This window comes from Pseudomonas sp. KCJK9000 (assembly GCF_046230725.1).
Lineage (GTDB): Bacteria > Pseudomonadota > Gammaproteobacteria > Pseudomonadales > Pseudomonadaceae > Aquipseudomonas > Aquipseudomonas promysalinigenes.
Map to the genome: position 1 here is coordinate 38,006 of NZ_JBJJLN010000001.1, position 24,800 is coordinate 62,805.

Sequence of the window (24,800 nt, forward strand, 5' to 3'; positions counted from 1 at the left end):
ACCCGCGATGTGGGCGGCTGTATCTCAAAGGTTGAATCGCCCCACCATCCCCCGCAACTGCTGCCCCAGCTGCTCCAGCTCACCACTGGAGGCTGCCGTCTGCTCACTGGCCGCACTGGTCTGGTCCGAGGCATCCCTCACGCTGATCACGCTACGGTTGATCTGTTCGGCCACGACGCTTTGCTGCTCGCTGGCCGTGGCAATCTGTTGGTTCATCCCCTGAATGCTCGACACGGTATCGGTGATCTGCGCCAGCGCCTGCCCAGCTCTGCGGCTGAGCTCCACGCTCTGCTCGGTCAGCTGTTTGCTGTCATCGAGCAGGCGGGTGACCTCGTCGGTGCCGCTGTGCAGGCTGTGGATCAGTTGTTCGATTTCTTCGGTGGATTGCTGGGTACGCTGCGCCAGCCCGCGCACCTCGTCGGCCACCACGGCAAAACCACGGCCCGCTTCGCCGGCCCTGGCAGCTTCGATGGCTGCGTTCAGTGCCAGCAGGTTGGTCTGTTCCGACACTGACTTGATCACCACCAGGATGCTGCCGATGCGCTGGCTCTCGCCGGCCAGGTGCTGCATGGCGTTCAGGCACGCATCCATCTGCCGTGCCAACTGCTCGATCCGGCTAATGGCTTGGGCCACCACCTGATCGCCCAATTGCGCCTGCTGGTCTGCATTGGTGGCCGCGAACGAGGCGTGTTCAGCGTTTTGCGCCACTTCTTGCACCGTTGCGCTCATCTGGTTCATGGCGGTGGCCACTTGGTCGGTTTCTTCGCGCTGCTGGTTGATGCGCAGCTTGGTGTCCTCGCTGCTGGCGGCCAGTTGCGACGCCGCCTGGGACAGGTGGCCAACGCCATGGTCGATACCGCCGATCAGCTCACGCAGGCTCACGGTCATTTCGCGCATGCTGGCCTGCAATTGCCCCATCTCGTCGCGGCGCCGCACAGGCTCCAGCGTGCTTAGATCGCCTTTGGCGATTCGCGCGGCCAGCGTCAGCGTCTGGCGCAGCGGCTGGGTGATCTGCTGGGTGATCAGCCAGCCGGCGACGACGCCTACGACCAGGGCCAACAACGCCACGCTGGTGAGCAGCGAGCGAGCAGCCAATGCTTCCCTGTCACGCTGCTCCACTTTACGCTCGCTCAGCGAAAGGCTGATCCCCCGGACCTCGTCGCCCATCTTTTCCATTTCATTTTGCAGCTGTTCGACCTTAAGGGCCGTGACGCGATACTGGGCCAGACTGGTTCGGTATTTTTTCAGCTCGATGCCCGGCTGTTCGGTCAGCGTACGTGGCAGCCCGAGGGGCGCCAGGCCGGTGACGAGCTGAGCGAGGCTGGTATCGGCGATGTTCAGTGCGCTGTCACCGACCGTGGCGAATTCTTCAAGCGGCGAGAAGGTGTAGGCGGGCACCAGACTCTGCTGGTTGGCGGTGTCCACCTGCTGGCTCAGGCTATCCATCAGGCCAAGCAGGTTGCCTTGGCTGTCTGCCGGCATCTTCAACAGGGCCTGGGTTTGCAGAGCATCGATGGCGTCGTTGAGTTTTTCTTCCTGGACCTGCATGGCCGTGCGAAGCGCGTGACGCTCATCGACGTTGCGCTGCAGTGCGGTGAAACTTTCGCGAAGTTGCTGCAGCAACGGCAGCTTATGGGTCAGCAACTCGCGTGACTCATCGACCTTGCTGCGTTGCTGCAAAGTGGTCACCGTGGCTTCCAGTTGCTGAAGAATGCCAGCGATCTTGGCTTTGCTGGTGTCGTCGGCGAGCACTCTGTATGTAATGCGCTCGGCGCGCAGGTCTTTGACCAAGTCGTTGATGCGGCCAATTTCGCTAAGTTGTTCCGAGCGGGTGATGGCGCCGTCCAGCGCGCGCCAGCCGCTGATCGTGGTCGCCAGGGTGAGTGCCAGGACCACGGCGAAGCCCAGGGCGAGCTTGGCGCCGACACTGATGTTGCCGAGCCTGTAATTGAGGTAGCCGAACATGGCAGATCTCCGTCCAGATGAGGGGGTAGGGTGCTGGCGGAATGCTGGCATCCTATCCCTGCCCATCGGCGGAGAGCCCGTAGGACTTGACCTGAAAGTGCTGTAGGAAAATTCAGCTCACTTTGTGAGGCGTCAGAGCCGGAATCGCCCCACCAGCCCCTGCAAATGGGTGCCCAACCGTGCCAGTTCCACGCTCGAGCTGGCGGTTTCCTCGCTGGCTGCCGAAGTCTGGTCCGAGATATCACGCACGTTCATGACGCTACGGTTGATTTCTTCGGCTGTAGCGCTCTGCTGCTCGGCTGCCGTGGCAATCTGCTGGTTCATGGCCTGGATCGACGACACCGTGTGGGTGATGGTTTCCAGCGAACTACCGGCACGACGGGTCAGCTCGACGCTGCTGTCGGTCAACTGGCGGCTGGCGTCCATCACGCTGGCGACGCGCTGGGTGCCGCTTTGCAGCCCGGCGATCAGCTCTTCGATCTCCTCGGTGGACTGCTGGGTGCGCTGGGCGAGGCTGCGCACCTCGTCGGCAACTACCGCAAAGCCACGCCCGGCTTCACCGGCACGGGCCGCTTCGATGGCCGCGTTGAGCGCTAGCAGGTTGGTTTGTTGGGCCACCGACTTGATCACATCCAGCACGCTGCCGATTTTGTCGCTCTCGGCCTTGAGCTGGTTCATCGCCTCGCTGGAGTTGACCACTTCGCCGGCCAGGCGCTCGATCTGCGCCACTGCTTCGCTGACCACCCGGTCGCCTTCTCGCGCCTGCTGATCGGCCATGGCAGCGGCTTCGGAGGCCTGCTCGGCATTGCGAGCTACTTCGTGCACGGTGGCAGCCATTTCGTTCATCGCGGTGGCGACCTGGTCGGTTTCGACCTTCTGATTGCTGACCCCGGCGCTGGTCTGTTCGGTGACCGCCGACAACTCTTCGGCAGCGCTGGCGATCTGTGTCACGCCATCGCCGATACCGCCGATCAGTTCGCGCAGGCCTTGGTTCATGCGTTGCATGCTGGCCTGCAATTGGCCGAGTTCGTCGCGGCGGGTGGTGTCCAGGTCCTGGCGCAGGTCGCCATTGGCCACGCGCTCCGCGGCAGCGAGGGTATGGCGCAGGGGGACGATGATCTGTCGGGTGATCGCCCAGGCGGCCAGCAGGCCCAGGACGATGGCCAGGGCGCTGGCGCCGCCGAGCATGATTTTGGCTTTGTGCGTACCGGCATCGCGGACCTCGGTCTGCGACAGGGTCATGGCTTCACTGTTCTTCAGCAGGACCGAGCCTTGCTCAGTCATGCGCTCCAGGGCCTGCTCGCTGGCACCTTGAGCATCGCCGAACTGGGTCACCGCATCGCGGTAGGCGGCCAGGGCAGTGGCCGAATCGTCCAGGCTGGCGGCGTATTCGGCAGGCAACCTGGCAGGCAGAGCTTTGAGCTCGCTCAGTGCCTGGTCGATGGCCTTGAGCGCAGTCTGCTGATATTCGGCGTTGCCGCTGTAGGTGTAGCCACGCACTTGGAAGCGTGCCTGCTGCACCAGCGCACTGACCTCCACGGCTTGGCGATACTGGCCGATGTCGCCGCCCTGCAACAGGCGCTGCTCGACCCGGTCGATCAGCCCGGCCGCCTTGTCGGCGCTGTCACCCAGCACCGCGCGGGCAGCTTCGCGGCGTTGGCCGGCTTGCTTGAGGTCGGTGAAGGCTTGCTGATACTGGGCAACGGCGGCCTGCTGTTGCTTGAGCCGCTGCTGGTCGATGGGTTGCTCGATTTGCCCGAGCATCATGTCGACCTGACGCTCGAGGATACCCAGTGCTTTTTCCATCTCACCGATGGCCGCCTCGTTGCGGTCGCGCTGGTAGTGCTGGCGGGCGATGCGCAGATCCTGGGTGTACTGGTGAATCACCGAAATGTTGCCCAGCTTGTCACCCCTTGCGGTGACGCTGTCCAGCCCTTGCCAGCCGGTGAAGGTGATGGCCAAGGTCAGCAGCAACACCAGGCCAAAGCCCAGCCCCAGCTTGCGATTGACGCTTATATTTCCCAGCGATTGGGAAAACCATTGGTACATGTTCGACTCCCCGGCAGCGTGGCAGTATTTTTGTGGTATTGCCCACACCATCGGCTTGCGCTGGGGAAACTTTACAGCTCAAAGCTGACCCGCTCGTCAGAAAATCCTCGAGAGCAAGGCGGTTACAGCGGTTTCCACACGCAAGATGCGCTCACCCAGTTGCACGGGGGCCAGGCCCGCGTTGCCGAGCAAGTCCACTTCATACGGAATCCAGCCTCCCTCCGGCCCAATCGCCAGGGTCACAGGCCCCTCGACGGCGCGCGGGCAGGCGGGGTAGGGGCCAGGGTGGCCGACCAGCCCGAGTGTGCCTTGGGCGATGGCCGGCAGGCGATCTTCGACGAACGGTTTGAAGCGCTTTTCGATGATGACCTGGGGCAGTACCGTGTCGCGGGCCTGTTCCAACCCAAGGATCAGGTTTTCACGAATGCTTTCGGGGTTGAGGAAAGGGGTTTGCCAGAAGCTCTTCTCGACCTTGTAGCTGTTGACCAGGATCAAACGCGGCACGCCCAGGGTGGCGACGGTCTGGAACAACCGGCGAAGCATCTTGGGCCGTGGTACGGCCAACACCAGGGTCAATGGCAACTTGGCCGGTGGTGGTCGATCGAAAGCGACTTGCAGCTCGGCTTCGTGCCGTTCCAGGCGCAGCACCATTGCCGTGCCCATCAACCCATCGATGCGCCCGACGCGAAGTGTGTCGCCTACGGCGACACGGTGGATGTCTTGCATATGGGTCAAGCGCCGATCAGCCAGAACGACGCGGTCGGCCGCGACGAAGTCGGCCTCTTCGAGGAGTAACAGGTTCACGGCTGGGTCGCTGGCGGCTGGTCGTTAGGGTCGTTGGTGGCGTTGTCGTCGGCTTCTCTGCGTTTGCGGATCAGGCTGCCGCATAGCACGCCGATCTCGAACAGCAGCCACATTGGCACCGCGAGCAGGGTCTGCGAGAAGATGTCGGGCGGGGTGAGGATCATGCCGACCACGAAGCAGCCGATGATCACGTAAGGGCGGATCTTCTTCAGATACTTCACATCGACCACGCCGATCCATACCAGCAGTACCACAGCCACCGGAATTTCGAACGCTACGCCGAAGGCGAAGAACAGCGTCATCACGAAGTCGAGGTAGTTGGCGATGTCGGTCATCATCGCGACGCCCGCAGGAGTGGCGGCGGCGAAGAACTTGAACATCAATGGGAACACCAGGAAATAGGCGAACGCCATGCCTGCGTAGAACAGCAGAATGCTGGACACCAGCAGTGGAATGGCGATGCGCTTTTCATGCCGGTACAGCCCTGGCGCGATAAAGCCCCAGATCTGCTGGAGAATGAACGGGATCGCCAGGAACAGCGAGACGATCATGGTCAGTTTGAACGGCGTCAGGAACGGCGAAGCCACGTCGGTGGCGATCATCGTGGCGTTGGCCGGCAAATGCTCGCGCAGGGGTGCCGACACCAGGGTGTAGATCTGCTGGGCAAAGGAGAACAGCCCCGCGAAGATCAGGAAGATGACCGCCACACAGCGAAGCAGGCGGGTACGCAGTTCGGTCAGGTGCGAAACCAGCGGCATGGGCTGGTCGTGTTCCGGATTTTCGCTCATGGGGCTCGCGGCGGTTGAGGCTGATCGGGCGATTCAGGCGCAGCTGTCGGCACTGCCGGCGTTACCGCAGGCGCAGCAGCGGGCGGGGTGGCGGTGGGCGACGGCGCGGGCGGGTTCTGCGGGTTGAGGATGCGCTTGGCTTCCTCTTCCATCCGCAGGATGTGCTCGTTGTGCAATTGGCGGCGAATGTCGTCGGCACCAATTTCGCGCTCCACTTCCATCTTGATCGCATTGAAGCTGCGTTTCAGCCGGCCTATCCACAGGCCCGCTGTACGCGCAGCGCCCGGCAGGCGCTCGGGGCCGAGCACCAACAAGGCGACTAGGCCGACGAGCAGCAGCTCGCTGAAACTGATGCCGAACATGGGTCAGTCTTTCCGCTGTGGCTCTTGGACCGGCTGGGCCTGGCCCTCGATGGTGTGGCCTTGGGGCTGCTGCGCGGTGTTCTGCACCGGCGGCACTGGCGGCACTGGCTGGGCGGGCGGTGGGGTCTGCTCGGCCGGCTTGGTTTCTTCTTCGTTCATGGCTTTGCGAAAGCCCTTGATCGACTCACCAAGGTCGCTACCGAAGTTCTTCAGCTTCTTGGTGCCGAAGACCAGGACTACGACGATCAGCAGAACGATCCAGTGTTTCCAGTCAAAAATACCCATGGTGCTCTCCTAGAATGCAATGTGCTCAGGCCGAAGGTTGGCGCGCGGCTTTTTCATCGTGCCCGGAAAGCCCGAAACGGCGCTCCAGTTCATCTAGCACCGCTTGTGGGTGCTGGCCCAGCGCACTGAGCATGACCAGGCTATGGAACCACAGGTCTGCGGTTTCATAGATGACATCACTGTAATCCTTGCTCACGGCGGCGTCTTTGGCTGCGATGATGGTCTCGACCGATTCTTCGCCGAGCTTTTCGAGGATCTTGTTCAGGCCCTTGTGGTACAGGCTGGCCACGTACGAGCTGTCGGGCGCTGCAAGTCTGCGCGCTTCGAGCACTTGGGCCAGGCGGTTCAGGGTGTCGCTCATGTCAGTGTCCTGCGCTATAGATGGCATCCGGGTCTTTCAGAACCGGGTCCACGGTTTTCCACTGGCCGTCTTCGAAGACGCGGTAAAAGCAGCTTTCGCGGCCAGTATGGCAAGCGATGTGGCCTAACTGCTCGACCATCAGGATGATCACGTCGGCATCGCAGTCCAGGCGCATTTCATGGAGCTTCTGCACGTGGCCGGACTCCTCGCCCTTGCGCCACAGCTTGCCACGGGAACGCGACCAGTAGATGGCGCGTTGTTCGGCGGCGGTCAGGGCCAGTGATTCGCGGTTCATCCAGGCCATCATCAGCACGCGTCCGGTCTTGTGGTCCTGGGCGATCGCCGGTACCAGGCCATCGCTGTTCCACTTGATCTCGTCCAGCCAGTCTTTCATCGTCGACTCCAAAACGGGCCCGCTCCTGTGCCGGGCCCTTTGCGCTAGTGTGCCAGCCAGCAGCGCGGCTGGCTATTGGCGCACGATCAGGTAAAGGCCGGCGGCCAGCATCAACCAGGCTGGCCAGGCAGCCGGAGCGGCCAGGCTGGCGGCCTCGGCGGCGCCGGTGGCCAGTACCGCACCGCCACCGAGCAAACCGGCGCCAAGCAGGCGCAATGCCCATCGGTCGCCCAGGCGGCGACGTTCTGGCAGTTGCGGGTCTTGTAGATGAGGCTGCGACAGGCGCTCGAGCAGGTCGCGGGTCATGCCCGCCAGGTGCGGTAGCTGTTCGGCCTGGCTGTACAGGTTGCCAAGCACCGCCTTGGGGCTCATGCGCTCGCGCATCCAGCGCTCCAGGAACGGCTTGGCAGTGCTCCACAGGTCCAGCTCGGGATACAGCTGGCGGCCCAGGCCTTCGATGTTGAGCAGGGTTTTCTGCAACAGCACCAGCTGCGGCTGCACCTCCATGTTGAAGCGCCGTGCAGTCTGGAACAAGCGCATCAACACCTGGCCGAAGGAGATGTCCTTCAACGGCTTTTCGAATATAGGCTCGCACACGGTGCGGATCGCCGCTTCGAACTCGTTGACCTTGGTGTGCGCCGGCACCCAGCCCGAGTCGATGTGCAGCTCGGCAACACGGCGGTAATCACGTTTGAAGAAAGCGATCAGGTTGCGCGCCAGGTAGTCCTGGTCCTCGGCGGTCAGGCTGCCGACGATGCCGCAGTCGATGGCGATGTACTGCGGGCTCCAGGGTTTCACAGTACTCACGAAGATGTTGCCCGGGTGCATGTCGGCGTGAAAGAAACTGTCACGGAATACCTGAGTGAAGAACACCTCCACACCGCGCTCGGCCAGCATCTTCATGTCGGTGCGCTGATCGGCCAGGGTCACCATGTCGGTCACCGGCACGCCATAGATGCGCTCCATCACCAGCACCTTGGGGCGGCACAGGTCCCAGTACACCTGGGGCACGTACATCAACTCGGAGCCTTCGAAGTTGCGCCGCAGCTGGCTGGCGTTGGCCGCCTCGCGCAGCAGGTCGAGTTCGTCGTAGATGGTTTTCTCGTAGTCGCCGACGATTTCCACCGGGTGCAGGCGGCGGGCATCGGCCGAGGCACGTTCAGCGGCCTTGGCGATCAGGAATAGCCAGGCCAGGTCTTGGGCGATCACCGGCTTCAACCCCGGGCGCACCACTTTGACCACCACTTCTTCACCGCTTTTCAGGCGTGCGGCGTGCACCTGGGCGACCGAAGCAGAGGCCAGCGGTTCGACGTCGAAACGGCTGAACAGCTGCGCCACGGGGGCGCCCAGTTGTGCCTCGATCAGCGCCACCGACTGCTTGGGGTCGAACGGCGGCACCCGGTCCTGCAGCAACATCAACTCATCGGCGATGTCGCTCGGCAGCAGGTCGCGGCGCGTCGACAGCAACTGGCCGAACTTGATGAAGATTGGCCCCAGGTCCTGCAGCGCCAGGCGCAGGCGGGCACCACGGCTGAGCTCGGAAGCCTTGCGTGGCAGCCAGCGCCAAGGCATCAGCAGGCGCAGGCTGGCCAGCCACCAGGGCAGTTGGGGCTGGTCGAACAACAGGTCATCGAGGCGGTAGCGGATTACCACGCGCTGGATGCGAAAGAGACGTCGGACGGCGAGCAGCTTCATGCGTTACCGCTGGTATCAAGGGATCGGGAGAGGCGCTGCAGGCGCGCCTCGAGGCGTTCGATGTCGAGCTTGAGGGTGTCGAGCTCGCTGAAGGCGGCTTCGGCTTCACGCTGCCCTACCAGGGTGCGTGATTCCTCGGCCAGGTATTCGGACAGGTTCTGGCTGAAACGTGCCAGGCCCTGGCGGGTCCAGCGTGCACGCAAGCGTATGTGGCCGGCCAGCATCGCCGTGGCCACCGGGCCGAGCCAGCGCTGCAGCTCGTGCTCCCAGTCCAGTTCCAGGTCCTGGAGCACCCCGAAAAGGTCGAGCAGCACGGCGCTGTCGCCATGCAGTTCGACCTGAGGGCTGTGCAGCACGGCAGTCTTGTCCTTGGCCACCGCCAGTTGCACCAGGCTGCCAGCCGGAGCGCGCAGGCTGCAATGGACCTCACCCTCCCAGTGGGCGGCGAGCATCAGGCCTTGTTCATCGGGCAGGATGAACACCTGCATGGCCGGTTGGCGGCAGTCGATTTCGATGGCCTTGCCTTCCAGCGCGGCCAGCCGCGGCAGGGCCGTGCTGTCCATGCGCAGGACCCGGTTCAGGCCATGTTCGATGCTGGCGAGCAGCCCGGCCAGCAGCATCAGGGTTTGATTCCCCGGTGCACGGCCACGATACCGCTGGTCATGTTGTGGTAGGTGACGCGGTCGAAACCGGCCTCGACCATCATGCTCTTGAGGGTTTCCTGGTCGGGGTGCATGCGGATCGACTCGGCGAGGTAGCGGTAGCTGTCGGCATCATTGGTGATCAGCTTGCCGGCCAACGGCATGAAGGCGAACGAGTAGGCATCGTAAGCCTTGGACATCAGCTTGTTGGTGGGTTTGGAGAACTCCAGGATCAACAGGCGCCCGCCGGGCTTGAGCACACGCAGCATCGAACGAATGGCAGCGTCCTTGTGGGTGACGTTGCGCAGGCCGAAGGCGATGGTCACGCAGTCGAAGTGGTTGTCGGGGAAGGGCAGCTTCTCGGCATCGGCCTGGACGAACTCGATGTTGGCGGCCACACCACGGTCTAGCAGGCGGTCACGGCCGACCTTGAGCATGGACTCGTTGATGTCGGCAAGCACCACTTGGCCGGTCGGGCCGACCAGGCGGGAGAACTTGGCGGCCAGGTCACCGGTGCCGCCGGCGATGTCGAGCACCCGGTTGCCGGCGCGCACGCCCGACAGCTCGATGGTGAACCGCTTCCACAGGCGGTGCATGCCGCCGGAGAGCACGTCGTTCATCAAGTCGTACTTGGCGGCCACGGAGTGGAAAACCTCGGCGACCTTCTTGGCTTTCTGGCTTTCAGGGACGTCCTGGTAGCCAAAATGGGTGGTGGGTTCGGCGTGTTCGCCTTTGCGCTGGTCGTTCATATCGCTTCACCGAAAAAAATTACCGCCATTCTAGGGTGAACCGGCGGATTTGTCTTGGCGGGGTGTGCCTTGGAACAGGGGCGGGCATAATGCCGATTATGTCTATATGCCCAGGAACGCCCGCATGACCCAGATCAGCGTCGAACGCAAACACTCCCTCGGCCGCGAGGCCGCCCGTGCCAAGGCCCAAGCCCTCGTGGACAAGCTCAGCCGCGAATACGACCTCAAGGCCACTTGGAGCGGTGACCGGGTCGACGTAGCGCGCAGCGGTGCCAACGGCAGTGTGCACATCGGCGAGGACAGCATCCGGGTGGAGCTCAAGCTCGGTATGATGCTGTCGATGATGGGTGGCACCATCAAGGGCGAGATCGAACGCGCCCTTGATAAAGCCTTGGCCTGAAGCGCTGCTTCAGCTGTCAGGGAAGGGGATCAGGCCCTCTATGTCGCGCAGGCGCAGGTCGCCTCGGTAGATGCGGATACGTTCCGCCGGGTCCAGTGCCCGTTGAAGCTGCTCATCCCGGCCCATCCCCCGGGGCTCGCTGAACTTCAAATGACCTTTTGCGAACGCTCGTGGTGCCGCGTGCTCCTGGGTGTAATGGAAGTGCGCCTCCCACAGCGGCTGCCGCGGTTGTTTGCGGTCGATGGTGTAGACGGCAAGGTAGTCATTGGTGCTTAGCCGTTTTCTGGCTTTGACCAGGGTGACTTGCACCTGGTCCTGCTCGATCAGGTAGCGCAGGGCCGTACTGTCGGGGTGCCTGGTATTGAGGTAGGCGTCAGTGAGCAACCGGCGTTTCTCGGCCTGCATGTCGGCGATGGCTTGATCCAGTTGGCCGGCAAGCGCGTGCCCATCGGCAGGGCCAGCATGCAGGCGCTGTGCGATATCGCTCATATCCTGCACATGCCAGTCGAGCAGGTCGGCCAGGCTATTGGGCTCATTGGTGTAGCGGCTGGCCAGGGCTATCTGAGCTGCCTTGCGGCCTAACAAGCGCGTTCCGACACGGCGCAGATAGGCAGCGCCATGGATGACCGGTGGGGCCGGCACTTGCTCCCAAGCGTCGCCTTGGCGCTGATATTGGCTGGTGGTCTGTTCGGTGACCGGGTCATTGAGCAGCGCCTGGCTGCCGTCACCGTTTTGCTCGACCAGAATGGCTCTGCCCCGGCTGGTGCGGATCAGCTTGCGTTTGCCTTTGCGCTCTCGATAAGTGACGGGTTGGCCGATTGCAACTGCGCCATCGTCGCGTTCGCGCAAGGTGTTGCTCAACTCGCGCTCGGCCTGTGATTCCAGGGCACCCATTTCCCGTATGTAGGCTTCGAGCTGAACAATGTTCAACGCCGGATCGTTCAGCGACAGCAGGTAGCTGGCCTTGGTGCGGGCGATGCGGTATTCGCGCAGGGCGTTGTTGAGGACCTCGACCTGCTCATCGAGCGGCAAATCGGCGCTAGGGATACTGTTGTGGCTCAGCAGCGCTTCTTTGAAGTCCAGCGAACGCAAGTCGGCCTGCATGCGCAGTAGCTCGTCGAAGCTTTCGGCGGTCAGTCGCTCTCTGTCGATGACCAACTGGCTCAGGTCGCTCAGCACCTGAGCGCGGGTGATCACGGTCGAGTACTTGCGCCGAGCGATGATCTTGTCAATTTTCGTTTGTTTACCGGCAAACTGTATGCGGTTGTCCAGCAGCGCCTCGACCAGATTGCGATCCAGTCGCTCGGTGGCAGCCAGTATGCGTTGGTGCAGTGCCAGCGTCGGCTGCAGAGTGTCACGGTAAGCTTGGTAAACCGATATGTACTCCTCCCCAAATGGCAAACTGGCCAGTGTCAGCGATTGCGTCTGCACCTGCGTGTAATCGGTCAGTTCAAGCAGGCGATGGATCATATGCACATCGTTGTTGAGCAGTTGTTCCCACCATTGACCCAGGCCATAGGCAGCCAGGCCGGAAGGGTCTTGCCTGGCGAAACGAGGCTCACTCATCTGGCCCAGGACCTGCACTTGTGAAGTCAGGATTTCAGCTTGCTTTTCATGGGTCAGCACCAGTACCTGAAGCTGGCTACGCAGGCTTCTGCGCATGGCTTGCAACTCGTCCATTTGTGTTTGCACGGGCTCTGGCAGGTTTTCAAGCGATACCCCTGGGTAATCCTCGAGCAGCAACCTGAGGGCCTTTGCGGCGTCGTCCAACGGTTTGACCTGCTCGGAGTTCCTGTCCAGCAGTGCCTCGTACTTCACCAGCATCGCGTCGTTTTGCGCCCTCTTGGCTTGTAATTCGGCCAAGGCCTTGCGGTTCTCTTGCATCACTGCCTGGCGGGATTTGGGCATGCCGCCGGCCAAACTGAGGTCGATCACCCATTCACCATTACGGCGTACGACCCATGGCCCCTTGTCGCGCTCGCGACCAACGATGAGGTAGCCATCCCAGTCGCCACCCCAGCGGTCGGTCCATTCGCCTTTACGGGTGTCCGACCCAATGATGCGGATGCCCGTAAAGGTCTCTTCAACCTCGTAGAACGTGCCTTGTAGATTTACGTAGCAACGTTCCTCGACCTTGTACAAGCCGCGCAGGCGCCCGCTGGTCTGTAAGGCCGGTGCCTGCGGCTGTGGCCGTGCGCGCAGTTGGGAAAGCGCAGCTCGTGCCTGCGCCGAAAGATTCGCCAAGCGTTGGCTATCACCCCAGCGCGTTACCCGGTAGGCAGGTGATTCGGGATGTACAGGTACGGCTTCCCAGGTGGCCGGCTGGGGCGCTGATGTGCTGTGACCACTTGCAGGCTGTCGCTTGGCAGGCCCAGTGATGCGTACCAGGCGCTCGTCTGGCGGTAGCGGGCTGGGGCTGTGCGCAGGGGTTTTGTGCATCAGTAGCATGGCAACGCTTAGCAGAATGTCGGTTGCCGCCAGAATATCGCTCTGCTCTGATCCCTGGCCGAGCACCGCCAAGTCATTGTTCAGGCTCAGTGCCGTAGTCACCAACCACACCACCGTGGCTGCCGGCCCACGCAGCGGGGTGGTAGCCACGTTGAAGGCCAGCCATGCACACTCCACCACCATGTCCCAACGTAGCTCGGCGTTGGAGGTGGATTGGCGCGACGCCAACAGCAGCATGGCGAGGGCTTTGTCGTCATAGAGCTGCTGATCCAGGTGGTCGGACCAGGGCTTGAAGTCCAGCGCGGCCGGGGCGCGGATCGCATCCAGCGCGGTAAGCCCCAGGGGGTTGAGCAGCGCTGCGATTTCTTCGAGGGTGGGATACAAGTGAGGGTGCGTGAAGCCACCATTGTCATAGATCGGCCTGGCTTCGTCGCTCATCCAGGCCAATACGCTGCGCTGCAGGGCGAGATCGCTGCGCAGGCTTTCCATCAGCTGGTCTGGGCCGGCGAACTCACGCAGTGCGGCATCGCTGAGCCATGGCCGGTAGAGCAGCCAGCTGTGCGGGTCGTTGAGCTTGATCAGGTACATGCCATGGGCCCGATTGCTGCGCTTGGCGCCTCTGGCGCAGAAAAAGGCCAGCGGTGCCAGTTGCAGGTTATCTTGCGCATGAGCCTGGCCCTGGCAGTAATCGGTCACTGCCTGATAACTGCGCTCACCCAGCGCCCCGTCTATTTTGGCTTTCAGTGCACACAGCAGCAGGCTGGCGCGCCATTCTTTGACAAAAAGCTGAACCCGCAAGCTTTTGCTGGCCGAGTCGTTCAGCAGGCCGTGTACATAGACTGGATATTGACCGGCAACATCGACGGTACTGATCAGCGAGTCGACATAGGTGAGGGTCACCCAGGGCGCCAATGGATGTGCGGTAGCGCTTTGCACAGCAGAGACTACCAGGTCGGTAGCGGGGCGCAGCCTGGTGATCGCAAGCTCAGGCAGGCTGATGGTTTTGACGAAGCGCAGCTGCCAAGGGCCTTCGGAGGACACCTGCACACGTTCAGAAAGGCTGATGACGATGTGCTCGGGGTTACTGGGCGGTGTGCCGGGGTGGTCGGCGAGCATCTGTTCGCGCAACCGGCGCGTCGTATACGTGCTCAGGCTTTCGATGCCTTGCAGCGAACTTGTATCTTTGGCCTGGGATTGGCCTGATGACAGCTGCAGCAGCGCTTGGGCATAGGCAAGACGATCCTGTGCATCGGCATTTGCCAGCCAAGCCGGAAGTGGCAGCGCTGACCCTGGGAAGGGCGGATGGGCGTAATCGTTGAATGCTGTGCAGGGGTCGCTGAGCTCAGCGTACACCCGCTCCAGATGGGCCACATCTGTGATCGAGCCAAGTTGCACCTGGGCGATACGCTGCAGCATGACATTGAGCAACTGTTCGGCCTGATACGCGAAAACGGGCCTGCTCAGCGGCATTCGCGCCCAGCTCCAGGCACTGAATGTGTAGCGCTCACAGAGGTCCCGATGCAGGTCTTGTGCAAAGGCTTCTAAGTTCACGTAGCGGCGCACGCTACCTGAAGGCTTGCACCACAGAAACCCTTGTCCGCTGCCCGTCTGCTGGCTGAGCAGAACATCCGGCAACAGTGGCTTGTGCTCCTCACCTTCCTGAGCCAGTGATACTTGCAGGGCGTAAGCCACAGGTGGAGTGCTGGCCTGGTCGATCAAATCATGTACGCACTGTTCATCGGCAGCAGTCAGGCCCTGTTTCTCGAGGGCCTGCAGCCACGCCCCCTTGATAAGCTGTTCGAGCCAAGTGATGGGGGACACCTCGGTGTCGCTATTGCCGCCATTCCAGAAACTGATCTGTGCCAGCTGAAAGGCTTCGCTCAGGGTCGCCAGGCGCTCGTCGAACACCGTGTTGAGCACTACCGGGTTGAGTTCGATTACCGGTGAATGGTCTTGCGCCCGGAATATCAGGGGAGGGGCCAGGCTCAGGTAGTCAGACGGTGCCAACGTCACTTTCTGGCCGCTGACGAAATGCTCGAGCAGGGTATCGACCAAGTTACGGGTGCTTGGCTGGCCTGGGCCGGCCGCTCGCACCACGCTCAGAGCGTCCGCCGATTGCAGGTGGGGATGGTTCTGCCGGGTCCAAGGATAGCGCTGCACGATGGCTTCGAAGGCGCTTATGGCCAGTACTTGGCGCAAGGTTGGCCGATCGGCGAACCGGGCAGCGGCCATTTGCTTGAACGCCAGAGGACGGATGTCGGTGATAGAGGGCATGGGATCGCGTGCTCCTGCTGGGGGAGCGGCGAGGGTGGCGTGGGGGTAGCAAAGGGGTGCGGTATATAGATCCGAGCGTTGATCTTAGGGTGAGAATTCTAATTTCGGCTCGTACCGTATGTTCAAGCCCAACCTCCATGGGCAGGTTCCTCCTCCACTCATGAGCATGAGGTACAGAGCATGGCTAAAGTGACTGTGAAGAAAAAACAAGACGCCCCAAGCACCTTGGGCGAAGTTCGCGGCTACGCGCGCAAGATCTGGCTGGCGGGCATCGGCGCTTATGCGCGGGTGGGCCAGGAAGGCTCCGACTACTTTCAGGAACTGGTGAAGGCCGGCGAAGGCGTCGAAAAGCGTGGCAAGAAACGCATCGATCAAGAGCTCGATGCTGCCAACTCCCAGATCGATGAAGCCAGCGAAGAGGTCAATCGCGTACGCGGCAAGGTCGAAATTCAACTCGACAAGATCGAAAAAGCTTTCGACGCACGGGTAGGCCGCGCCTTGAATCGCCTTGGCATTCCGTCTAAACATGACGTTGAGGCGTTGTCCATCAAGCTTGAACAGCTGCATGAGCTGCTCGAGCGCGTCGCGCACAAACCATAAGGAGAGCAGGATGGCTGGCAAGAAGAATTCCGACAAAGAAAACAGCTCCTGGATCGGCGGGATCGAGAAGTACTCCCGCAAGATCTGGCTGGCAGGGCTGGGTATCTATTCGAAGGTCGACCAGGACGGCTCGAAGCTGTTCGAATCGTTGGTCAAGGATGGCGAAAAAGCCGAGAAGCAAGCCAAGAAGACCGCGGAAGATGTGGCCGACAGCGCCAAGTCCTCGACCACTTCGCGGGTATCGGGCGTCAAGGACCGTGCGTTGGGCAAATGGAGCGAGCTCGAAGAAGCCTTCGACAAGCGCCTGAACAGCGCTATTTCGCGCCTGGGCGTGCCAAGCCGCAACGAGATCAAGGCATTGCACCAGCAGGTCGACAGCCTGACCAAGCAGATCGAGAAGTTGACCGGTGCCTCGGTGACCCCGGTCTCCTCGCGTGCTGCGCCAGCCAAGCCGGCGGCGAGCAAGAGCGCTGCCAAGCCACTGGCAAAGGCGCCTGCCAAAGCTACGGCGAAAACCGCGGCGGCTAAACCAGCAGCGAAAACCGCTGCTGCTAAGCCTGCAGCCAAACCAGCAGCGGCTAAAGCTACAGCGGCCAAACCTGCCGCAAAACCTGTAGCAGCGAAGAAGCCTGCCGTTAAAAAGGCGCCGGCCAAGTCAGCCGCTAAACCAGCCGCACCAGCGGCCAGCGCACCTGCTGCTACTGCTGCCCCAGCTCCGGCGGCCGCCCCGGCCAACAACACTGCGTCAGCACCGGTGAACGCCACTCCAGTAGCGTGACACCTCGTCGGCTGCTTCGCGGGTAAACACGCTAGTATAGGGTTGTCGTCTTGCCCTGTACTAGCGCGTTTACCCGCGAATGCGCTGAGCGCAGCACTGCGCTCGCCATGGGCTTAGCCCTCCAGATACCGCAGGGCCAGTTGCTCCGCCGCTGCCCGTGGTCGTTCCTGCAGATGCGGTGCCACCAGCATCATCACCTGATACACCACGATCCCCACATCACCTTCGCGCCCCAGCACCCGTTGGTAATCCAGCGAGAACATCAAGGTCAGGGTGATCTGTTCCACCAGTTGCCCCAACGCCTGTGTCTCACTCACCACCTGCCCCTGGCCTTTCAGGCTCGCCAACAGCGCCGCCAACGTGCGCTTGAGGGCATTGATCAGGCTGCGCATGCCCCGCGCCAGTTTGGGCAAGCGCCCGGTCAGGTTGGAAAGGTCCTGGAACAGAAAGCGGTACTGGGCCATGCGTTCGACGATCAAATGCAGGAACAACCAGTAGTCCTCTGCCTCCAGGCGTAGCTCCAGGGGCGGGTCGAGCAGCGGCATCAGCGCTTCTTCGAAACGGTCGAACAAGCCGTGAATCAAGGGCTCCTTGCCATGGAAGTGGTAGTAAAGGTTACCGGGGCTGATACCCAGTTCGTTGGCGATCTCCAGGGTCGAGACATTGGGCTCGCCCTGCTGGTTGAACAGCTGCAGGGCGCATTCCAGGATACGGTCGCGGGTTTTCATCCAGTCGGCGTGCTCATCGGGTCAGGACATAGGTGCCCGGTGCAGGGCCCAGCGGTGGATAGGTTGCATTGCCCAGCTCGGCGCGGGGGGCTTTGAGCGGGCCGGAACGCCGGGTGATCCACTCCAGCCACAGCGGCCACCAACTGCCCTCGCGCCGCTGTGCGTCATGGAACCACGCGCGCGGGTCACTGGAGAGCCTGGGGTTTTCCAGGTAATAGGCCTTGGGGTTGCCGGGCGGGTTGATGATGCTCTGGATATGCCCGCTGTTGGCCAGCACGAACTGCCGGTCGCCACCAAGCAGCATGGCCGAGCGGTACACCGCATCCCAGGGTGTGATGTGATCGTTGCTGCCGGCCACGGTGAAGCTGTCGAGGTCGACCTGCTTGAGGTCGATCGCTGTACCGCACACCTCAAGGCCTTTTGCGTGAATAAGCGGATTGAGCTTGAAGAAATCCAGCAGGTCGCCATGCAAGGCGGCCGGTAGGCGGGTGCTGTCGGCGTTCCAGTACAGGATGTCGAATGCCGGTGGAGTCTTGCCTAGTAGGTAGTTATTGACCCAGTAGCTCCAGATCAAGTCGTTGGGCCGCATCCACGCAAAGATCCGCGCCACTTCCCCGCCATCGAGCACGCCGCGTTGGTACGAGCGACGCTTGGCTGCCTCGATGGTCTGCTCGTCGGCGAAAAGGCTGGCTGGGCTGTCGAATTTACTGTCCAGCAGGCTGACCAGGTAGGTTGCGCTGCGTACCCGGCGCAGTTGCCGCTTGGCTTGCAGGTGACCCTGCAGTGCGGCCATGGTCAGGCCCCCGGCACAGGCGCCCATCAGGTTGGGGTCACGGTTGCCGCTGATGCTGCGGCAAACATTGAGCGCTTGCTCCAAGGCCTCCACGTAGCTCGACAGGCCCCATTCACGGTGGCGCGGGTCGGGATTGCGCCAGCTGACCATGAACACCTGCAGGCCGTTCTTGAGCATGTACTGGACGAAGCTGTTGTGCGGCTGCAGGTCGAAGATGTAGTACTTGTTGATCTGGGGCGGCACCACCAGCACGGGGCGCGTGTGCTGCTTCTCGCTCATTGGCTTGTACTGGATCAACTCCAGCAACGGGTTGCGAAATACCACGGCGCCCGGGGTGGCGGCGAGGTTGCCGCCGACTTCGAAAGCGCGCTCATCCACTTGGCGGGGCAGGCCGTCATTGTGGCGAAGATCGTCGAGCAGATGGGCCATGCCACGCACCAGGCTCTGCCCGCCGGTGTTGAACAACTCCTTGACCGCCAGTGGATTGAGCAGCGAATTACTCGGTGCCAGGGCGTCGTTGATCAGGTTGAACAGAAAATGCGCCCGGGCTCGGTCATCCGCGTCCAGATGGCTTTCTTCGATCCACAGGCGGGTCTGTTTCTGCCAGGCCAGGTAGGCCTGCAGGCCACGCCGGTAAAACGGGTTCTGACTCCATGTCGGGTCGCTGAATCGCGCATCGCGCGGGTTTGGCTGGTAAGGCGTGTCACCGAGCATCACCCGCCCCAGCTGGCCACCCAGGGCCAGCAGATGGCGGGCAGTATGCAGCGGGTTGCCCAGGCCATGGCGGCCAACGTTGCGCAAGGTGGAAATCAGGTCGCGACCGCGCAGGCCAAGGATGGCGTTCTGCGCGTTCATGTGGGTGGCGGGCAGCGATGACGTTCCTCTGGCCGGCTTTTCTTTCATGGCGATCACTCCCTTGTCAGGCCACGAACAGGTTCATGCAACAGCAAGCGACAGCTCAGCCACCAGGGGCCGGGCTGGGGTGCATGACCGCGCGCTGACGCTCTTGCTGGAGAAACTTCATGATGATGGGGGCGACGGCCTCGGCCCGCGTAATCAGGAACAGATGACCGTCGTCGATAATATGTAGCTGGGCATTGGGAATTCGCCAGGCCAGCAGGCGCATGTTCACCAGCGGGATCAGCGGGTCGTCGTCACCGGCCAGCACCAGGGTTGGCTGCTGGATCTTGTGCAGCCAATGGATGCTGGTCCAGCCAAGCCCTGCGAACAGTTGCCAGTAATAGCCCAGCTTGCCGCCTGAGCGCACCTTTGCGGCGTGGTGCAGGGCCAGCTCCGGATCGCGGCGAAAGGCGCCGCCATAAATCATGGGCGCGATACGGATGACGTGCGACGGCTGCACGTAGCGTCTAGGGCTGGCCATCATCCATAGCACCTTGGGCTTGCCCGGCACCATCACCGCCCCGGCAGCGGTAGCCGCCAGCACCAGCTTCTTGCAGCGCTCGGGGTAATCATGGGCGAACTGCTGGGCCAGGGCACCGCCCCACGACACGCCAATGACGTTGACCTGGCCATAGTCCAGGTAGTCGAGCATGCGTGCGGTCAGCTTGGCCAGGCCCGGAAAGCGATACGGATGGCGCGGGGTGGACGAGCCTCCTACGCCAGGGACGTCGAAAGCGATGACTTCCAGGTCCGGGTCCAGTGCCTCGATGAAGGGGAACACCAGCTCCAGGTTCGCACCAATGCCGTTGAATATCAGCAGCGGCGTCAGGTGGGGCTTGCCTGGGCGCACCGCGGTTCGGATCGATTGGTCGTCCAGCTCGACGGTGCGGAAGATGTAGGGTTGCGGCATGCGCATGGCTCGGTAGCTTGAAGAGGTACCGTGGCGCGCTCCGAGCGGCCACGGCATTGCGACTCAACGTTCGTGGACGTAGGTACCTGGTGCAGCCTCGGCTGCGGCGTAGGCACGGTTGCCCAGGCGCGTCGGCGCCTTTTTCAGCTCGCCTGCACGTTCGCCCAGCCAGCGCTGCCAGTGCAGCCACCAGGAGTCGGCGTGCTTGTCGGCGTTCTCCTGCCAGGCCACCGGGTCACCTGGGCGATCAGCACCGGTCATGTAACGGGCTTTAGGATTGCCTGGCGGGTTGAGGATGCTCTGAATATGGCCACTGTTGGACAGCACGAACTCGATCTTGCCGCCGAACAGATGCGCTGAGCGGTAGCACGACTGCCAGGGGGTGATGTGGTCGGAGGTGCCGGCAACACTGAAGATGTCGCATTGGACCTGCTTGAGGTCGATGGCGGTGCCGCACACTTCCAGGGCATTCGGGCGGGTCAAGGGGTTGTTCTTGAACATCTCGATCAGGTCGCCGTGGAAGGCTGCCGGCAAGCGGGTCGTGTCGTTGTTCCAGAACAGGATGTCGAAGACGGGTGGCTCGTTGCCGAGCAGGTAGTTATTGACCCAGTAGTTCCAAATCAGGTCGTTGGGGCGCATCCAGGCGAATACCTTGGCCATGTCACTGCCTTCGAGCACACCGGCTTGATAGGAGTGGCGCTTGGCAGCTTCCAGGGTCTGTTCATCGACGAACAGCGCAACATCGGTGTCCACGGTGGTGTCCAGCACGCTGACCAGCAGGGTCAGGGCATTGACCTTCTGCTCACCCAGCGCCGCATAGTGGCCCACCAGCGCGGTGCAGGTGATGCCGCCGGAGCAGGCGCCGAGCATGTTCAGGTCTTTGCTGCCGGTGATGGCCAGCACTGCATCCACCGCTTCCTTGAGCGCGTCGATGTAGGTCGACAGGCCCCACTCACGTTGAGCCTTGGTCGGGTTGCGCCAGCTGATGATGAAGGTCTGTTGCTGCGAACGCAGGCAAAAGCGCGCCAGGCTCTTTTCCGGGCTCAGGTCGAAGACGTAGAACTTGTTGATTTGAGGCGGCACCACCAGCAATGGGCGAGCATGCACCTGTTCGGTGATGGGGCTGTACTGGATCAGTTCCAGCACATCGTTGCGGTAGATCACTGCGCCTTCGCTGGTGCCCAGGTTCTTGCCGACCTCGAAAGCGTCCATGTTCACCTGGCTGGGCATACCGCCATTGTTGACCACGTCCTTGGCCAGGTTGGACAGCCCATCGAGCAGGCTTTTACCGCCGGTTTCGAAGAAGCGTTTGACCGCGGCCGGGTTGGACAAGGTGTTGGTCGGCGCCATGGCTTCGGTCATCAGATTGATGACGAACTGGCCACGGCTGATGTCCTGGGGCGACAGGTCGCTGTTGCCGATCCATTCGTGCAGCTCCTTGCGCCAAGCCAGGTAGGTCTGCAAGTAACGACGATAAAGAGGGTTCTTGCTCCAGGCCGGGTCCTGGAAGCGGCGGTCGTCGCCTTCGGGGGCGAGGCTGGATTTGCCCAGCAACACGTTTTTAAGCTCCAGGCCAAAATGCGCCACGTGCTTGGCACTGTGCAGCGGTTGGCGTACGGCCTGGCGCAGCACGGTACGGGCCGAACTCAGCAGGTCTTTGCGGCGAATGCCAATGATCGGGTTGAGCCCCAGGGTGTTTTCCGAGGCTTGCCGCTGCAACTCATCGTTGTTCTTGTTACTCATCTACGACGCTCCGTTGTCCTGAGACGAGTACCGGGGTGCTGTAGCATCATGCACAGCGGACAACCCAGTACCGCTACTCGGGTGACCAGTGATAAGGAACAGCGGTGCTGCAGGCCGGATGCATTCGGTGATGAGCTGCGGGGGATTCTGCGTGTGAAGACAGCCTGCTTTCGCTCGCGACCTCTACATACCGGCCAGTGCCTGATTGCCCTGAAGGCGATGCAGGGAACTTGCCAGCTCCATTGGTTACCCGACTTTCATGTAATGCGCAAGACAACCCTTATTGGGGTTGTCTGTAAGGCATTCAAACAGATGAGATTAGAAAATGCGCTCTAAAGCCTGGAAGGCTTGAGCTAGAGCATGAATTTCACAACCGATTCGGCTGGATCGCGGGATTTGCCGGCTTTGTGCAGTTCATCGAGATATTCGGCCCATAGCTGTTGCTGCCGAAGGCACAGCTGTTCGAGGTATTCCCAAGTGAACAGGCCGCTGTCATGACCGTCGTCGAAGGTCAGTTTCAGTGCATATTGGCCAGCCGGTTCCAGGCCGCTAAGGCCGACGTTCAATTTGCCGAATTGCAGGATGGGATTGCCGTGGCCCTGGACCTCGGCGGAAGGCGAATGAACGCGCAGAAATTCGGCGCTCAGGTGGTAGACCTCGTCAGGGGCGTAGGTGAGGCTGAGGGTCTTGGAGGCTTTGTGCAGGTTGATGGCGGTGGGCATGCGGGCCATGGCGGGGATCCCTAGGTAGCTGGTCCAGCAAGCTTCCAGCTTCCGGTAGAGGGATTCAAGGGCCTTTTCGAGGCGGCGCGGCGCCCGAAGACCTGTTCCAGGCGCCCACCCAACCTTGGGGCGACTGCCTAGTCGGCCTGTGCCGGCCGCTTCGCGGCTAAAACCACTCCCACAGGTTGGGGCACATCCCACATTTGGGCGGTGCGGGTGAGAGCGGGTTTACCCGCGAAGAAGGCGGCGCTGGCCTTACAGGATGTAGCGCGACAGGTCCTCGTTCTGCGCCAGTTCACCCAAGTGGCCGTTTACATACGCAGCATCGATGCGGATCGGTGCTTCTTCATGGGAACTGGCCAGGTCACCGGCACTGAACGACACCTCTTCGAGCAGGCGCTCGAGCAGGGTGTGCAGGCGGCGGGCGCCGATGTTTTCGGTCTTTTCGTTGACCTGATAGGCGATCTCGGCCAAGCGCTTGATACCGTCGGCGGCGAACTCGATATTCAAGCCCTCGGTCTTGAGCAGAGCACTGTACTGCTCGGTCAGCGAGGCATGGGGTTCTTGCAGAATGCGCTCGAAGTCCTCTGGGGTCAGTGCCTTGAGTTCGACGCGGATCGGCAGGCGGCCTTGCAGCTCCGGCACCAGGTCGCTCGGCTTGCTCAAGTGGAACGCACCAGAGGCGATGAACAGGATATGGTCGGTTTTGACCATGCCCAGCTTGGTGTTCACTGTGCAACCTTCGATCAGTGGCAGCAGGTCGCGCTGTACGCCTTCGCGGGATACATCGGCGCCGCCGACGTTGCCACGCTTGGCCACCTTGTCGATTTCATCGATGAACACGATGCCGTGCTGCTCGACCGCTTCCAGGGCCTTGGCTTTGAGCTCTTCTTCATTGACCAGGCGGCTGGCTTCCTCGTCGCGCACCATCTTCAGTGCGTCCTTGACCTTCAGCTTGCGGGTCTTGCGCTTGCCCTTGCCCATGTTGGCGAACAGGCTCTGCAGCTGGTTGGTCATCTCTTCCATGCCGGGTGGCGCCGCAATTTCGACGCCCATGTTCTCGGCAACTTCGATCTCGATTTCCTTGTCGTCCAGTTGCCCTTCGCGCAGGCGCTTGCGGAACAGCTGGCGGGTATTGGTATCGCTGCTGGTCTGCGCTGCTTCCTCGCTGAAGCTGGTGACGCGGGCCTGGGGCAGCAGGGCGTCGAGGATGCGGTCTTCGGCGGCGTCCTCAGCGCGGTGGCGTACCCGAACGATTTCCTGCTCGCGCAGCATCTTCAACGCGGCATCGGCCAGGTCGCGGATGATCGACTCGACATCGCGGCCAACGTAGCCTACCTCGGTGAACTTGGTCGCTTCGACCTTGAGGAACGGCGCGTTGGCCAGCTTGGCCAGACGCCGGGCGATTTCGGTTTTGCCGACGCCGGTTGGGCCGATCATCAGAATGTTCTTGGGCGTCACTTCGGCACGCAGCTCGGCAGGCAGCTGCATCCGGCGCCAGCGGTTGCGCAGGGCGATGGCTACGGCGCGCTTGGCGTCGTCCTGGCCGATGATGTGGCGGTTCAGTTCGTGGACGATTTCGCGGGGGGTCATGGACATATCAAAAATGGTCCTTGGACGAGGTGTTCAGCGTGGAAAAGCCCCACCGCCGGGGTGGGGCGCCAAAACAACTGATTACTCGGCCAGGTCCTGCTCCTCGATGGTCAGGTTGTGGTTGGTGAACACGCAGATGTCACCAGCGATGTTCAGGGCGGTCTCGGTGATTTCCCGGGCCGACAGGTCGGTCTTGTTCAGCAGCGCGCGGGCTGCGGCCTGGGCATAGCCACCACCGGAACCCATGGCAATCAGGCCGTCTTCGGGTTCGACCACGTCACCGTTGCCGGTGATGATCAGCGAAGCGTCCTTGTTGGCAACGGCCAGCATGGCTTCCAGACGGCTCAACGACCGGTCGGTACGCCATTCCTTGGCCAGCTCGACGGCTGCACGGATCAGGTGGCCGGAGTGTTTCTGCAGTTGGGCTTCGAAGCGCTCGAACAGGGTGAAGGCATCGGCGGTTGCACCGGCAAAACCTGCGATCACTTCGCCGTTGTACAGGCGACGGACCTTCTTGGCATTGCCTTTCATCACGGTGTTGCCGAGGGATACCTGGCCGTCGCCGCCCATGACGACTTTGCCATTACGGCGGACAGAAACGATGGTGGTCAAGGGGAGAGTCTCCACGCAGCGGGGCAAAATTGCCTGATGCAGACTCATATGGGGGTGGGGGGAAGGATTTCAACCGGGGGGGATGAATGGTCGTGCCCGATGGGCTTGGCCCCTCGCGGGTAAATCCGCACCTACGTGGGTGTGCACAAGGGCAGGCCTGTGCAATACCGGTGGGCGCGGATGTACCCGCCAAAGGGCGACGCGGC

The 24,800-nt window shown here is 62.0% G+C and carries 21 protein-coding genes and 3 pseudogenes; 3 read left to right on the plus strand and 21 right to left on the minus strand.

Annotated elements, in window-relative coordinates; all coding sequences use genetic code 11:
• Positions 1 to 24: 24 nt before the first annotated feature.
• From ACK59H_RS00145 to ubiE, 13 genes and pseudogenes are all read right to left on the minus strand, one after another.
• Positions 25 to 918 carry a methyl-accepting chemotaxis protein gene (locus tag ACK59H_RS00145; RefSeq protein ID WP_409264176.1) on the minus strand — a complete coding sequence of 298 codons (894 nt, stop codon included), beginning with the start codon at positions 916 to 918 and terminating at the stop codon, positions 25 to 27.
• Between the two features lie 9 nt (positions 919 to 927).
• A pseudogene (locus tag ACK59H_RS00150) lies at positions 928 to 2,031 on the minus strand (methyl-accepting chemotaxis protein); the annotation flags it as partial.
• Positions 2,032 to 2,097: 66 nt separating this feature from the next.
• Complete coding sequence (locus tag ACK59H_RS00155) at positions 2,098 to 2,970, minus strand: methyl-accepting chemotaxis protein (RefSeq protein WP_409264177.1); 873 nt, start codon at positions 2,968 to 2,970, stop codon at positions 2,098 to 2,100.
• Positions 2,962 to 4,065, minus strand: a pseudogene (locus tag ACK59H_RS00160) (methyl-accepting chemotaxis protein); the annotation flags it as partial. The gene ACK59H_RS00155 and the pseudogene ACK59H_RS00160, both read right to left, overlap by 9 nt.
• 45 nt (positions 4,066 to 4,110) lie before the next feature.
• Positions 4,111 to 4,818 carry a 16S rRNA (uracil(1498)-N(3))-methyltransferase gene (locus ACK59H_RS00165; protein ID WP_060478192.1) on the minus strand — a complete coding sequence of 236 codons (708 nt, stop codon included), beginning with the start codon at positions 4,816 to 4,818 and terminating at the stop codon, positions 4,111 to 4,113.
• The gene (tatC, locus tag ACK59H_RS00170; RefSeq protein WP_060478191.1) at positions 4,815 to 5,606 is read right to left on the minus strand and encodes a twin-arginine translocase subunit TatC; all 792 of its coding nucleotides are present in this window, start codon (positions 5,604 to 5,606) and stop codon (positions 4,815 to 4,817) included. Before tatC ends, ACK59H_RS00165 begins: the two co-directional genes overlap by 4 nt.
• Positions 5,586 to 5,968, minus strand: a pseudogene (tatB, locus tag ACK59H_RS00175) (Sec-independent protein translocase protein TatB); the annotation flags it as partial. The pseudogene tatB and the gene tatC, both read right to left, overlap by 21 nt.
• Before the next feature lie 3 nt (positions 5,969 to 5,971).
• The gene (locus ACK59H_RS00180) at positions 5,972 to 6,253 is read right to left on the minus strand and encodes a twin-arginine translocase TatA/TatE family subunit (RefSeq protein WP_060478189.1); all 282 of its coding nucleotides are present in this window, start codon (positions 6,251 to 6,253) and stop codon (positions 5,972 to 5,974) included.
• A 25-nt stretch (positions 6,254 to 6,278) separates the two neighbouring features.
• The gene (locus ACK59H_RS00185) at positions 6,279 to 6,614 is read right to left on the minus strand and encodes a phosphoribosyl-ATP diphosphatase (RefSeq protein ID WP_060478188.1); all 336 of its coding nucleotides are present in this window, start codon (positions 6,612 to 6,614) and stop codon (positions 6,279 to 6,281) included.
• 1 nt (position 6,615) lies between these two features.
• Positions 6,616 to 7,008, minus strand: a complete 393-nt coding sequence (gene hisI, locus ACK59H_RS00190; protein WP_027592414.1) for a phosphoribosyl-AMP cyclohydrolase — start codon at positions 7,006 to 7,008, stop codon at positions 6,616 to 6,618.
• Positions 7,009 to 7,080: 72 nt separating this feature from the next.
• Positions 7,081 to 8,703, minus strand: a complete 1,623-nt coding sequence (gene ubiB, locus ACK59H_RS00195; protein WP_060478187.1) for a ubiquinone biosynthesis regulatory protein kinase UbiB — start codon at positions 8,701 to 8,703, stop codon at positions 7,081 to 7,083.
• Positions 8,700 to 9,323: an SCP2 domain-containing protein gene (locus ACK59H_RS00200; RefSeq protein WP_060478186.1), complete on the minus strand. Its 624-nt coding sequence runs from the start codon at positions 9,321 to 9,323 to the stop codon at positions 8,700 to 8,702. The genes ubiB and ACK59H_RS00200 overlap by 4 nt, the downstream gene beginning before the upstream one ends.
• On the minus strand, positions 9,323 to 10,093 hold the full coding sequence (gene ubiE, locus ACK59H_RS00205; RefSeq protein WP_060478185.1) for a bifunctional demethylmenaquinone methyltransferase/2-methoxy-6-polyprenyl-1,4-benzoquinol methylase UbiE: 771 nt from the start codon (positions 10,091 to 10,093) through the stop codon (positions 9,323 to 9,325). The genes ACK59H_RS00200 and ubiE overlap by 1 nt, the downstream gene beginning before the upstream one ends.
• A 124-nt stretch (positions 10,094 to 10,217) precedes the next feature.
• Here ubiE and ACK59H_RS00210 point away from each other — a divergent pair, with 124 nt between their 5' ends.
• Positions 10,218 to 10,493, plus strand: a complete 276-nt coding sequence (locus ACK59H_RS00210; protein WP_060478184.1) for a polyhydroxyalkanoic acid system family protein — start codon at positions 10,218 to 10,220, stop codon at positions 10,491 to 10,493.
• Between the two features lie 9 nt (positions 10,494 to 10,502).
• On the opposite strand, the gene ACK59H_RS00215 is transcribed toward ACK59H_RS00210, so the two are convergent.
• Positions 10,503 to 15,215 (minus strand): DUF6543 domain-containing protein, encoded by a 4,713-nt coding sequence (locus tag ACK59H_RS00215; RefSeq protein ID WP_230849755.1) that lies wholly within the window; start codon positions 15,213 to 15,215, stop codon positions 10,503 to 10,505.
• Positions 15,216 to 15,395: 180 nt separating this feature from the next.
• Between ACK59H_RS00215 and ACK59H_RS00220 the strand changes: the two genes are divergently transcribed.
• Both ACK59H_RS00220 and ACK59H_RS00225 read left to right on the plus strand, forming a co-directional pair.
• A complete protein-coding gene (locus ACK59H_RS00220) occupies positions 15,396 to 15,815 on the plus strand; it encodes a phasin family protein (protein WP_186476313.1) in 420 nt (139 codons plus the stop codon).
• Between the two features lie 10 nt (positions 15,816 to 15,825).
• Positions 15,826 to 16,593 carry a phasin family protein gene (locus ACK59H_RS00225; RefSeq protein WP_060478182.1) on the plus strand — a complete coding sequence of 256 codons (768 nt, stop codon included), beginning with the start codon at positions 15,826 to 15,828 and terminating at the stop codon, positions 16,591 to 16,593.
• 113 nt (positions 16,594 to 16,706) lie between these two features.
• Here the strand turns inward: ACK59H_RS00225 and ACK59H_RS00230 are convergent, their stop codons facing one another.
• The 7 genes from ACK59H_RS00230 to hslV all read right to left on the minus strand — a co-directional run bounded on the left by ACK59H_RS00230 (position 16,707) and on the right by hslV (position 24,594).
• Positions 16,707 to 17,321, minus strand: a complete 615-nt coding sequence (locus ACK59H_RS00230; RefSeq protein WP_060478181.1) for a TetR/AcrR family transcriptional regulator — start codon at positions 17,319 to 17,321, stop codon at positions 16,707 to 16,709.
• Positions 17,322 to 17,334: 13 nt separating this feature from the next.
• Entirely contained in the window at positions 17,335 to 19,017 is a 1,683-nt protein-coding gene (phaC, locus tag ACK59H_RS00235; RefSeq protein WP_060478180.1) for a class II poly(R)-hydroxyalkanoic acid synthase, read from the minus strand.
• 55 nt (positions 19,018 to 19,072) lie between these two features.
• Positions 19,073 to 19,924: a poly(3-hydroxyalkanoate) depolymerase gene (gene phaZ, locus ACK59H_RS00240; RefSeq protein WP_060478197.1), complete on the minus strand. Its 852-nt coding sequence runs from the start codon at positions 19,922 to 19,924 to the stop codon at positions 19,073 to 19,075.
• 63 nt (positions 19,925 to 19,987) lie between these two features.
• Positions 19,988 to 21,667: a class II poly(R)-hydroxyalkanoic acid synthase gene (gene phaC, locus ACK59H_RS00245; protein ID WP_409264160.1), complete on the minus strand. Its 1,680-nt coding sequence runs from the start codon at positions 21,665 to 21,667 to the stop codon at positions 19,988 to 19,990.
• A gap of 353 nt (positions 21,668 to 22,020) precedes the next feature.
• A complete protein-coding gene (locus ACK59H_RS00250; RefSeq protein ID WP_060478178.1) occupies positions 22,021 to 22,398 on the minus strand; it encodes a gamma-butyrobetaine hydroxylase-like domain-containing protein in 378 nt (125 codons plus the stop codon).
• Between the two features lie 246 nt (positions 22,399 to 22,644).
• Positions 22,645 to 23,988: an ATP-dependent protease ATPase subunit HslU gene (gene hslU / locus ACK59H_RS00255; RefSeq protein WP_060478177.1), complete on the minus strand. Its 1,344-nt coding sequence runs from the start codon at positions 23,986 to 23,988 to the stop codon at positions 22,645 to 22,647.
• 75 nt (positions 23,989 to 24,063) lie between these two features.
• Positions 24,064 to 24,594, minus strand: a complete 531-nt coding sequence (gene hslV / locus ACK59H_RS00260) for an ATP-dependent protease subunit HslV (protein WP_060478176.1) — start codon at positions 24,592 to 24,594, stop codon at positions 24,064 to 24,066.
• Positions 24,595 to 24,800 lie beyond the last annotated feature (206 nt).

Excerpts from the sequence above, each read along its gene's own strand:
- ACK59H_RS00145 (WP_409264176.1), bottom strand. The coding sequence starts at position 918 with ATGGGGCAATTGCAGGCCAGCATGCGCGAAATGACCGTGAGCCTGCGT.
- ACK59H_RS00155 (WP_409264177.1), bottom strand. The coding sequence starts at position 2,970 with ATGCAACGCATGAACCAAGGCCTGCGCGAACTGATCGGCGGTATCGGC.
- tatC (WP_060478191.1), bottom strand. The coding sequence starts at position 5,606 with ATGAGCGAAAATCCGGAACACGACCAGCCCATGCCGCTGGTTTCGCAC.
- ACK59H_RS00180 (WP_060478189.1), bottom strand. The coding sequence starts at position 6,253 with ATGGGTATTTTTGACTGGAAACACTGGATCGTTCTGCTGATCGTCGTA.
- ACK59H_RS00185 (WP_060478188.1), bottom strand. The coding sequence starts at position 6,614 with ATGAGCGACACCCTGAACCGCCTGGCCCAAGTGCTCGAAGCGCGCAGA.
- hisI (WP_027592414.1), bottom strand. The coding sequence starts at position 7,008 with ATGAAAGACTGGCTGGACGAGATCAAGTGGAACAGCGATGGCCTGGTA.
- ubiB (WP_060478187.1), bottom strand. The coding sequence starts at position 8,703 with ATGAAGCTGCTCGCCGTCCGACGTCTCTTTCGCATCCAGCGCGTGGTA.
- ACK59H_RS00200 (WP_060478186.1), bottom strand. The coding sequence starts at position 9,323 with ATGCTGCTGGCCGGGCTGCTCGCCAGCATCGAACATGGCCTGAACCGG.
- ubiE (WP_060478185.1), bottom strand. The coding sequence starts at position 10,093 with ATGAACGACCAGCGCAAAGGCGAACACGCCGAACCCACCACCCATTTT.
- ACK59H_RS00210 (WP_060478184.1), top strand. The coding sequence starts at position 10,218 with ATGACCCAGATCAGCGTCGAACGCAAACACTCCCTCGGCCGCGAGGCC.
- ACK59H_RS00215 (WP_230849755.1), bottom strand. The coding sequence starts at position 15,215 with ATGCCCTCTATCACCGACATCCGTCCTCTGGCGTTCAAGCAAATGGCC.
- ACK59H_RS00220 (WP_186476313.1), top strand. The coding sequence starts at position 15,396 with ATGGCTAAAGTGACTGTGAAGAAAAAACAAGACGCCCCAAGCACCTTG.
- ACK59H_RS00225 (WP_060478182.1), top strand. The coding sequence starts at position 15,826 with ATGGCTGGCAAGAAGAATTCCGACAAAGAAAACAGCTCCTGGATCGGC.
- ACK59H_RS00230 (WP_060478181.1), bottom strand. The coding sequence starts at position 17,321 with ATGAAAACCCGCGACCGTATCCTGGAATGCGCCCTGCAGCTGTTCAAC.
- phaC (WP_060478180.1), bottom strand. The coding sequence starts at position 19,017 with ATGAAAGAAAAGCCGGCCAGAGGAACGTCATCGCTGCCCGCCACCCAC.
- phaZ (WP_060478197.1), bottom strand. The coding sequence starts at position 19,924 with ATGCCGCAACCCTACATCTTCCGCACCGTCGAGCTGGACGACCAATCG.
- phaC (WP_409264160.1), bottom strand. The coding sequence starts at position 21,667 with ATGAGTAACAAGAACAACGATGAGTTGCAGCGGCAAGCCTCGGAAAAC.
- ACK59H_RS00250 (WP_060478178.1), bottom strand. The coding sequence starts at position 22,398 with ATGGCCCGCATGCCCACCGCCATCAACCTGCACAAAGCCTCCAAGACC.
- hslU (WP_060478177.1), bottom strand. The coding sequence starts at position 23,988 with ATGTCCATGACCCCCCGCGAAATCGTCCACGAACTGAACCGCCACATC.